This window comes from Clostridium sp. MCC353 (assembly GCF_018785315.1).
In the GTDB taxonomy this organism is placed as follows: Bacteria; Bacillota; Clostridia; order Lachnospirales; family Lachnospiraceae; genus CHH4-2.
In genome coordinates, this window is sequence record NZ_WQPN01000061.1 from 11,042 (window position 1) to 19,616 (window position 8,575).

Below are 8,575 nucleotides of genomic sequence, written 5' to 3' on the forward strand. Positions count from 1 at the left end.
GTTTTCGCTGTCTCCAGCCTCTTCGCTTCCACTTTCGTTGTCCCCAGTTTCTTCGCTTCCGCTTTCGTTGTCCCCAGTTTCTTCGCTTCCACTTTCGTTGTCCCCTCCAGTCTCTCCGCTTACCGCTGCGCTCTCCTCCTGAGTTCCTATCTCATCTGCATAGGACGTCATAAGACCCACACCGGTATTTCCAAAAACCATCATAAATGCAAGCATAAATGCAAGTATTTTTTGCTGCATCCTTCTAATTATTCTTTTCTTTTTCACGCAACTACCGCCTTTCCGGTTTTATATATTATATTTTTTTCAAATATTTATGAAGATATTATAACAACCGGCAGTTACATTTCGGTTACAATTTGGTAAAACTTGTAAAATTATATTGTAACCTTTTTATTCCATTATTCTAATATAATGCACAAATACTCCCTAACTCTCATACTTCCAGAACGGGGCTTCAAATTGCTATCCTGCCATCTGCACTCTAACAGAATATAAAGATAAAAAAGGACAGCCCGGAATCTCCAAACTGTCCTTCTAAAACACCTGCTATTTATTCACCACAAAACTTGCTGATATCATATCCAATTATTTGGGCCACACCTGCTTACCGAATGTATCCGCAAACGTCTGTCCTGCCGCTGGTCTAAAACATTGATATACCACACTTTTATCCTCAGCAACACCTAAATGACTCCAATAACTGCTTTTCTGTGCTCCGTCAAAAAACACTCTGAATTCCATCACATAATAATTCTTTCCCTGATATTCTACAGTATCTATATAAGAATAATAACAATCAGCGCCTAATTCGTCATCTCTGGTGCCAAAAATCTCATTACAAAATGCTTCCGCATCCGCCGGTTCCTTAATTTTCACCGATGCCTGAGATTCCGGCTGTACCCAGCTGCCGTCACTCCCAACAAACAGGCCATCCGGAGTCATAGTATCCGAAAGCATCCATCCATTTTCATCAAAATAATACCATTTTCCATCTAACTCAGTCCAGCCGACTGAATATCCGCGTTCTGATGAATCCGTATTCCACCATCTTCCATCCTGCGACTGCTGCCATGCAGCGAAAGACACTAGAATGAACTCAGTGATAAACTGCCTGCGATCACTGCAGTAAAAATCCCCTTTACAAATCTTTTCATATGATTTCCCCCTAAACCAATCAGAGCGCATTTGAAAATACAGTCCTGCTGCATTCAAACACGCTCTGTATTCCGGCTGTATTATTAATAGAATAAGCGGTTCACCGCGCTGAAAATACCGCGGATGGATGCTCTGGTGATGTTGGAGCTGATACCCACGCCATATGTGGTGCGTCCTGTCTTCACATCCAGCATGTGGATGTAAGATGCCGCCTGGGCGTTACCGCCTGCTCCCAATGCATGCTCATTGTAATCCAGCACTTTGGTGCTGATTCCCAGTTCGTCATGAAGTCCCTGCTGAATCGCATCGATCGGTCCGTTTCCAACGCCTTCAAATACCTTTTCAATACCATTGTTTGTATAAACAACTCTTGCCAGCGTTGCAAACTCGCCGTTCTCCATCTCCGTATCGGTAATCTGGCACTTGCGGAAATGCATCGGTTCTTTTCTGTCAATATAAAGACGTTTGAATTCATCCATGATCTGTTCAGGAGCAACCTCACCCTGTTTCTCTGAAATCGCCTGAATGACATCAGCAAATTCCTTATGCATGCCCTTAGGCAGCTTGAATCCATAGAATGTATCCATAACAAATGCTACGCCGCCCTTGCCGGACTGGCTGTTGATGCGGACAATCGGTTCGTACTGCCTTCCGATATCGCTTGGGTCGATGGGCAGATACGGTACTTCCCAGTACTGGCTGTTCCGCTCATGCAGCGCCTGCATGCCCTTGTTGATCGCATCCTGGTGGGAACCGGAAAATGCGGTAAATACGAGCTTTCCTGCATAAGGATGTCTTGGATGGATATCCATCTTCGTACATCTTTCATATACTTCACTGATTTCTCGGATATTCTCAATATTCAGTTCAGGATTAATTCCCTGAGCGAACATATTATACGCAACGGTCAAAATGTCCACATTGCCGGTACGCTCTCCGTTGCCGAACAGCGTTCCTTCCACCCTGTCCGCTCCTGCTAAAAGAGCCAGTTCCGTGGACGCCACGCCGCAGCCTCTGTCATTATGAGGATGAACGCTTAAAATAATGCTGTCACGGTTTTTGAAGTGTGTATTCATCCATTCAATCTGATCGGCATAAACATTAGGAGTTGTCATCTCAACCGTTGACGGAAGGTTGATAATGATCTTCTTATCCGGCGTCGCTCCCCATGTTTCCTGAACCGCGGTACAGATATCAAGCGCGAAATCAAGTTCTGTTCCGGTAAAGCTTTCCGGTGAATATTCCAGGAAAATCTCTCCATCAAACTGATCTGCATATTTTTTCACTAATTTCGTGCCGATAATCGCGATTTCCTTAATCTCTTCCATGCTCTTATTGAACACAACGTCTCTCTGTAACGTGGAAGTGGAATTGTAAATATGTACAATAACATTCTTAATACCCTGGATCGCTTCAAATGTCCTCTTAATCAAATGCTCACGGCACTGGACTAAAACCTGGACCCGTACATCGTCTGGAATCATCTTACGGTCCACAAGCTGTCTTAAAAAGTCAAATTCGATCTGGGAGGCCGCCGGAAATCCGATTTCAATTTCCTTAAATCCAAGCTTCACCAATAAATTGAACATCTCGATCTTTTCTTCAACAACCATAGGCTCAATCAAAGCCTGGTTTCCGTCTCTCAAATCCACGCTGCACCAAACCGGCGCTTTCTGGATCTCATTGTTCGGCCACTGTCTCTCCGGGTAATCTACAACTGGTACTCTTTTATATCTCTGATAATTTAACATGATTTCCTCTCCTTCTGCCACATCGGCGGCACTTTGATTTTAAGCGGATGATTGATCCCTCTCACAATTTCCGGGATCTTTACGCCTGCAAATTATTATTTAAAAATACTGCCCGTACATTCTTAAAAACTCTCAGCCCAGGCTTTGGAGTCGGTAAATCACGCTGTATTTTCTAATAATGAACATCGTGGCCCTTATAGGTCTAACCCCATCTTTCATCATTCCTTTACTTATAAAATCGCTGTCGGGAAAGTCTGATACACAAAAAGCCCGGGCGTATTCCATCCAGGACTTTCTCTGACCTCTCCGTCATAACGTTAATCTATTATAGCATAACAAAAAAAACATGACAATCCATTTTTAAACGGATTTTGCGCTGATTTTTACAGAAACAGCAGGAAAAAGAAACAGTTCAGACGGCTCATCCGTCTGAACTGCTTCAGGGCAACGACCATTTATCATCCGCCTTTCCCCGCTGTCACTGATTCCATTCTATGGCATCAGGGCATGGGAAATGGTTAATCAAGCCTCATTCAATCAGATTGTCTAAGATCAAATCATGTGTCCCTGTGCCTTCATAACGTCTATCACCTGGTCTACATATTTTTCACACAATTCCTGGCTGGACGCTTCCACCATGACGCGGACCACCGGTTCCGTACCCGACTGGCGCAGAAGGATTCTTCCGTCGTCCCCCAGTTTTTCGGAAACCTTATCTACCTCGGCCAGCACGACAGGATCGCTCTGGGCTGCCGCTTTATCTTTCACTTTCACATTTTTAAGCACCTGAGGAAAGATTTCAACTTCGGAAGCCAGTTTTGCCAGGCTTTCTTTTTTCTCCAGCATGACCTCCATCACCTTCAGGGATGTGAGGATTCCATCTCCTGTAGTTGCATTTTTGCTGAAAATGATATGTCCGGACTGCTCGCCGCCCAGGCAGTTGCCCTTCTGGGACATATTTTCATAGACATATTTATCGCCTACGGCTGTTTTCTCATAAGAAATGCCTTCTCTGTCGAAAGCTTTATACAGCCCGAAGTTGGACATAATGGTGGTCACTACCGTATTGTTAACCAAACTTCCCTGCTGTTTCATGTATTTTCCGCAGATATAAAGGATGTGGTCGCCGTCCACTACGCTGCCATTTTCATCGACTGCGATACAGCGGTCGGCATCCCCGTCGTAAGCGAATCCGACGTCGCAGCCGTTGTCCTTTACATACTGCTGGAGCACGTTTATATGTGTGGAGCCGCAGTTGGTGTTGATGTTCAGACCATTTGGCTCATTGTTGATTACATGTGTTTCCGCTCCCAGCGCATCAAAGACATTTTTCGCAATTGCAGACGCGCTTCCGTTTGCACAGTCGAGAGCTACTTTTTTGTTTTTAAAAGAACGGGTTGCAATGGAAATCAGATATCCGATATACCGGTTTCTGCCCGCCGCATAATCCACGGTGCGGCCGATCTGATCCTTTTTCGCCAGCGGGATCTCTTCGGTCAGCCCGTCTAAGTATTGTTCGATCTCCTCAATCACGCTCTCTTCCAGCTTTTCTCCCTTCTCGTTGATGACTTTAATTCCATTGTCATAATATGGGTTATGGCTGGCTGAAATCATAATGCCGCAGTTAAACTCTTCCGTACGGACCACATAGGAAACGCTGGGGGTCGTGGTAACGTGAAGCAGATATACATCAGCCCCCGACGCGGTCAAACCGGCCACCAGGGAATATTCAAACATATAACTGCTTCGGCGGGTATCTTTTCCGATTACAATCCTGCATTTGGAATCAGGAGTTTTTTTTGCATAGTACCATCCTAAAAAACGGCCTACTTTGTATGCGTGCTCAACTGTTAAATCTACATTGGCCTCTCCGCGGAAACCATCTGTCCCAAAATACTTACCCATTCTTCATAATTCCTCTCTTAACAATTTCGTTTGATTTTCAGACATTCTCTAATGCGGCCAGATAACGCTTCAGGGCATCCTGCCAGGACGGAAGCCTTTGGAAACCATTTTCAGTCAGTTTTTCCTTGCTCATCCTGCTGTTTTTAGGCCTTTTTGCCTTAGCCGGAAATCCGTCGCTGTCCACAGGGGTAACTGAAACCTCATCCATGCCTGCCTGATGGAAAATTTCTTTTGCGAACTCATACCAGCTGCACAGCCCCTCATTGGTCGCATGATATCTTCCGTATTTATCTGTCTGGATCATATCCACCAGAAGTCTGGCCAAATCATAGGTATAGGTCGGCGAACCGATCTGGTCATTGACCACTTTCACCGCTCCCCGCTCTTTTCCGAGACGGAGCATGGTCTTAATGAAGTTGGATCCATTTAACCCGAACACCCATGCGATGCGGACGATAAAGAACTTCTCAATCAGTTCCTCCACCGCCAGTTCTCCCTCGTATTTCTCCTGTCCGTAGACATTGAGAGGGGTGCGGTGATCATCCGGCTCCCATGGCCGTTCACCTTCTCCATCGAAGACATAATCGGTGCTGATATACATCATTTTAATATTCAAATCATGACAGACTTCTGCGATGTTGCGGGTTCCCACCGCATTGACCTTGTGGCAGACCTCCACATTATCTTCTGCTGCATCTACTGCAGTATATGCAGCACAATGGATAACTGCGTCAGCTTCTGAAGAAGAAATTACTCTGCGGCACGCATCCGGATCTGTGATATCCATCTCCGCCACGTCCACGCCCATCCCTTCCAGGCCCTGTTTAGCCAGTTCATTCATCACATCCGTCCCCAGCTGCCCTTTGGCGCCGGTCACTAAAATCTTCATTCCCATTACAGTCTGTCTCCATACATATTCTCAAAATAGCTGCTGTATTCGCCGCTGATAATATGCTCCCACCATTCACGGTTGTCTAAATACCACTGAATTGTCTGCTGTATGCCGGTATCAAATGTATACTGCGGCTTCCAGCCCAGCTCTGTTTCCAATTTCGTCGGATCGATGGCATAACGCATATCATGCCCCGGTCTGTCCTTCACATATTTAATCAGGCTTTCCGGCTTGTCAAGAGCCTTTAAAATGGTCTGTACCACTTCTAAATTGGTGCGTTCATTATGTCCGCCCACATTATAAACTTCCCCTACACGGCCATTATGAATGATTAAATCGATGGCCTGGCAGTGGTCTGAAACATGCAGCCAGTCACGGACGTTGGCTCCGTCTCCATACACAGGCAGTTCTTCGTCCGCCAGGGCACGGCTGATCATCAGCGGAATTAATTTCTCCGGAAAATGATAAGGGCCATAGTTGTTGGAGCACCGGGAAATGGTCACCGGAATCCCAAATGTCCTGTGATACGCCAGTACGAATAAATCCGCGCTCGCTTTGGAAGAAGAATAGGGGCTGGATGTATGAAGGGGAGTTGTCTCCGTAAAGAACAGGTCAGGCCTGTCCAAAGGAAGATCCCCGTAAACCTCATCTGTGGATACCTGATGATATCTCTTGATGCCAAATTCCTTGCAGGCGTCCAATAAGGTGGTAGTTCCCATCACATTCGTTCTCACAAAAATCTCAGGATCCGTGATGGAACGGTCTACATGGCTTTCCGCTGCAAAATTCACCACCATATCCGGTTTTTCTTTTTCAAACAGATCAAAGATGAATTTCCGGTCCGCAATATCGCCTTTTACAAATTTATAATTCGGCTTGTCTTCAACCGGTTTCAATGTCTCCAGATTTCCTGCATAGGTCAGCGCATCCAGGTTGATGATTTCATAATCCGGATACTTATTTACCATGTGGTGTACAAAATTTCCTCCGATAAAACCGGCTCCTCCGGTAACAATTATCTTCATATTTCCCTCTCATTCCGCCGTCTTACGGCATCTTTATCTTCTATATTATGGCTGTCCAAGACGGGCTGTATTTTCTAATTAATTTTCTAATTAATTTTCTTAATATTTATCTTATTAATTATCTTTATTATGAAGCTTATCAATATATTTTCCGTCAAGAACGTCTTTTAAATACTGGCCATACTGGTTTTTCTTCAAAATCTCATAAGTTTCCAGCACCTGTTCTTTTGTGATCCATCCGTTAAGATATGCGATCTCTTCCAGGCAGGCGATCTTGCGGTGCTGGTGGTCTTCAATGGTCTTCACAAAATTGGTGGCTTCCACCAGGGATTCATGGGTTCCCGTATCCAGCCAGGTAAAGCCCTGTCCTAATAGCGTCACATCCAGCTCTCCATTTTCCAGGTAAATGCGGTTTAAGTCAGTAATCTCCAGTTCTCCGCGCAAAGACGGTTTCAAGTTCCTGGCATAATCAACCACTTTATTGTCGTAGAAATAAAGCCCTGTCACACAATAGTTGGATTTGGGCTTTTCAGGCTTTTCTTCTATAGAAACAGCCTTCCCTTGGGAATCGAATTCCACAATACCAAAACGTTCCGGATCATCCACATAATAACCGAACACCGTAGCGCCGTTTTTCTTCGCGGACGCCGCTCTCAAACGCTTTTTAAGCCCCTGTCCATGGAAAATATTATCTCCCAGGATCATGGCTACCGATTCCTCCCCAATAAAATCTGCCCCAATAATAAATGCCTGGGCCAGTCCATCCGGGCTTGGCTGTACTGCATAACTTAAATTAACACCGAACTGATGTCCATCCCCCAATAGAGATTCAAATCTGGGTGTATCGTCCGGCGTAGAAATAATCAAAATATCTCTGATTCCCGCATTCATGAGCACTGACAGCGGGTAATAAATCATCGGTTTATCATAAATTGGCAGCAACTGTTTCGAAGTAACTTTCGTCAGCGGATATAAACGCGTTCCTGAACCGCCTGCAAGGATAATTCCCTTCATAACTTCCTCCTAATAGTAATTAAAATTGTATGGTGCGCATAATTACTAGTAATATACCACAATGGATTTCATTTTGCAAATACCGGGGGATTGGGATTCTATGAATTTTTTCTTAATAAAAGGGGAGAATTGGGATTTAGGTGAGAACGTTACGCAGAAAAGCGGGGAGGACAGACGGCGGGAACGAAGACCGGAGCGCGGAACGGGGGGAAACAAACGGTACAGGAATCTGATTCCAACCGTTAAGTGGAACTAAGGCTTTCACACGACCCCTGTACCGTTTGTTTCCCCCCGTTCCGCGCTCCGGTCTTCGTTCCCGCCGTCCGCCCTCCCCACTTTTCTGCTGGTTTTCTCTGGCTCTGGAATTAAAAAAATTAAAGTATAAGGTCAAGGCATTTTCGAAAAAGCCTTGACCTTTTACTGTTAATCCCCACGTCAGTTACTTTAAACCTCTATGTCATAATCTGCACGAAATACCAAACAACATCCCAGTCAGACTCTTCTTTGCCCTTACTACTTCCTTTCCCCAAATCTTTATTTGGGTGAAATAAAGGGTGAAGGTATTTTCGAAAATGCCTTCACCCTTTAATGTAAATCCCCACACCATTTAACATCACCCCTCAAGGCATTTCCGAAAATGCCTTGAGGGGTGATGTTAAATTGTTTTTAATTACTTGAGCTAGAGAACACCAGCAGGGAAGCGGGACGAGGGGACGGACTGGATGTTTGGATGCGGACGGGCCAAGGGGCATCCTTCGGGGATGAAAGCCATCTGGAAACCGTTAGTGAAACTTAGGCTCCAGGGATAGAAAAAGACGGGCAGAAACTGA

7 protein-coding genes are annotated in these 8,575 nt (G+C 45.1%); all 7 read right to left on the reverse strand.

The annotated features are described in order from the left end of the window. The coding region (locus GPL15_RS12095) for a hypothetical protein (RefSeq protein WP_215698928.1) at positions 1-267 on the reverse strand (267 nt) is incomplete at its 3' end. A gap of 321 nt (positions 268-588) precedes the next feature. Further along, positions 589-1,089 carry a hypothetical protein gene (locus tag GPL15_RS12100; RefSeq protein ID WP_215698929.1) on the reverse strand — a complete coding sequence of 167 codons (501 nt, stop codon included), beginning with the start codon at positions 1,087-1,089 and terminating at the stop codon, positions 589-591. Between the two features lie 152 nt (positions 1,090-1,241). Next, positions 1,242-2,909, reverse strand: coding sequence for a 2-isopropylmalate synthase (gene leuA / locus GPL15_RS12105; protein ID WP_215698930.1), 1,668 nt, complete (start codon positions 2,907-2,909; stop codon positions 1,242-1,244). 552 nt (positions 2,910-3,461) lie between these two features. Continuing rightward, positions 3,462-4,814, reverse strand: coding sequence for a phosphoglucosamine mutase (glmM, locus tag GPL15_RS12110; RefSeq protein ID WP_215698931.1), 1,353 nt, complete (start codon positions 4,812-4,814; stop codon positions 3,462-3,464). 37 nt (positions 4,815-4,851) lie between these two features. Beyond that, positions 4,852-5,703: a dTDP-4-dehydrorhamnose reductase gene (gene rfbD, locus GPL15_RS12115; protein WP_215698935.1), complete on the reverse strand. Its 852-nt coding sequence runs from the start codon at positions 5,701-5,703 to the stop codon at positions 4,852-4,854. Positions 5,704-5,708: 5 nt separating this feature from the next. Continuing rightward, positions 5,709-6,731, reverse strand: a complete 1,023-nt coding sequence (gene rfbB / locus GPL15_RS12120; RefSeq protein WP_215698932.1) for a dTDP-glucose 4,6-dehydratase — start codon at positions 6,729-6,731, stop codon at positions 5,709-5,711. 114 nt (positions 6,732-6,845) lie between these two features. After that, complete coding sequence (rfbA, locus tag GPL15_RS12125; protein WP_215698933.1) at positions 6,846-7,745, reverse strand: glucose-1-phosphate thymidylyltransferase RfbA; 900 nt, start codon at positions 7,743-7,745, stop codon at positions 6,846-6,848. Positions 7,746-8,575 lie beyond the last annotated feature (830 nt).

Bases quoted from the DNA above. Each gene is read 5' to 3' on its own strand.
- rfbB (WP_215698932.1), bottom strand. From the start codon at position 6,731: ATGAAGATAATTGTTACCGGAGGAGCCGGTTTTATCGGAGGAAATTTT.
- rfbA (WP_215698933.1), bottom strand. From the start codon at position 7,745: ATGAAGGGAATTATCCTTGCAGGCGGTTCAGGAACGCGTTTATATCCG.
- leuA (WP_215698930.1), bottom strand. From the start codon at position 2,909: ATGTTAAATTATCAGAGATATAAAAGAGTACCAGTTGTAGATTACCCG.
- glmM (WP_215698931.1), bottom strand. From the start codon at position 4,814: ATGGGTAAGTATTTTGGGACAGATGGTTTCCGCGGAGAGGCCAATGTA.
- rfbD (WP_215698935.1), bottom strand. From the start codon at position 5,703: ATGAAGATTTTAGTGACCGGCGCCAAAGGGCAGCTGGGGACGGATGTG.